2 protein-coding genes and 1 pseudogene are annotated in these 1,363 nt (G+C 46.2%); all 3 read right to left on the bottom strand.

Features of this window, described 5'->3' with window-relative positions; genetic code table 11:
* A pseudogene (locus R7Q47_RS24680) lies at positions 1-318 on the bottom strand (chemotaxis protein); the annotation flags it as partial.
* A gap of 179 nt (positions 319-497) precedes the next feature.
* A complete protein-coding gene (locus R7Q47_RS24685) occupies positions 498-884 on the bottom strand; it encodes a thiol-disulfide oxidoreductase DCC family protein (protein WP_015312742.1) in 387 nt (128 codons plus the stop codon).
* A gap of 1 nt (position 885) precedes the next feature.
* Positions 886-1,363 (bottom strand): DUF4344 domain-containing metallopeptidase (locus R7Q47_RS24690; protein WP_318089896.1); only part of this gene is annotated, 478 nt, incomplete at its 5' end.

Consider the following 1,363-nt stretch of genomic DNA (forward strand, 5'->3'; position numbering starts at 1 on the left):
GACCACAACACGGACGCCTTTGGAGTTGTAACCGAAGATGTAGCCCGTTTCACCAAATTCCAGCTCTCGTAAAACGGGAAGAGCTTCTTCTAATGTCGCATTTTTCTTGAGTAGCGGTTCAATCGCCGAGCGAGCCATCTGAACATAGTTTTTCAGCTCGGCTTTTTTCATCGCCATCATGGTGGTGTGGGTCTGATCAATTTGCTGTTGGTTATAAGCGTTAGTTTGCAGGTAGGTGAACCACATCATACCTAGTGCAATGGTGAGTACTGGAATGATGGAAAGAATATACAGTCGCTTTCTTATGGTTAGATTCATAGAGACTTCCTTACTTCTCGGCGCAGCGTTACGAAAAGGCAAAATTCAATCGATTTGCCGGATAAATATATGGCTATTTATTTTTGTAGTGATTGCAGATTAACCGACTTAGTAGGAGAGAAGTACTGGAAATGTACGATTTATCGCGAGCGTATTAACATTTTCAAGCGTGATCACAATTACCGAGAGCAGCGGCCAGAATTACAACGAGAAGTGCCCGTTAACCAATATGAGATGCGATACCTATTTTGGGCGAAGCGCAGATAAAGCCAGTCCGCAACAGGTCTGATGAGTGGCCAGCGCAGTGGTGCATACAACCACCCTCGCCCAACAAGCTGCCAAGCTCGGTAGGTCACATCCAGCCCGAGGAGTAAATTCCCGTGGTTGTCCAAGGCATGCAGAATGGTGTTGGCACGATCAGGGTCGATTTGCGGATAGGCCGAAAAAGCGTCGCTGTAAATATCAACGGTGTTTATCTCTTGCTTATGATCGTGTTGGCGTAATGCCTTCATCTCTTTGGCGCACAGTGGGCAAGTGCCGTCGTAGAAAATAGTCAGTTTAGTCATATCAATTCGTCATTGCATTGGGGCTGCTTGATGGTTTCTCGCTGTTTTTACGTGTCGATGCTTCTTTAGGGTCATTGTTCTGCAGGTAGTGCTGCCAGTTAGTGCGAATGTTTTCGTAATTGTATTGGCAGAAGTCTTTGCGATCTCGAAGGTAGTCTTTTTCAACTTCGTCGAGTAACGATTTGTACTGTTCAGGATCGCTGCCATACACCAAGCACAAAGTGGAGAAGTAACGCTGCAGGTCAAAACTGTGTTCGTCAATGTACTCGCCGAAATCGTAATAGTCGGGTCTGTCATCGGACTCAAACGCAAACATGTCGGCGGCACTGATGGCCATATCGGCGCCATCGTCTAAATAGTCGATCAGTAAAATAGTGGCGAAATTGTCAACGGCATCTTCTTCTTTCCCCAACACAGGGATGCTTTGATCCTCGATGTACGCATGCCCTGCTTCATGCAGCAAAGTGTGTAATAAGGTA

Source organism: Vibrio sp. Vb0349 (assembly GCF_033338975.1).

Excerpts from the sequence above, each read along its gene's own strand:
- R7Q47_RS24685 (WP_015312742.1), bottom strand. The coding sequence starts at position 884 with ATGACTAAACTGACTATTTTCTACGACGGCACTTGCCCACTGTGCGCC.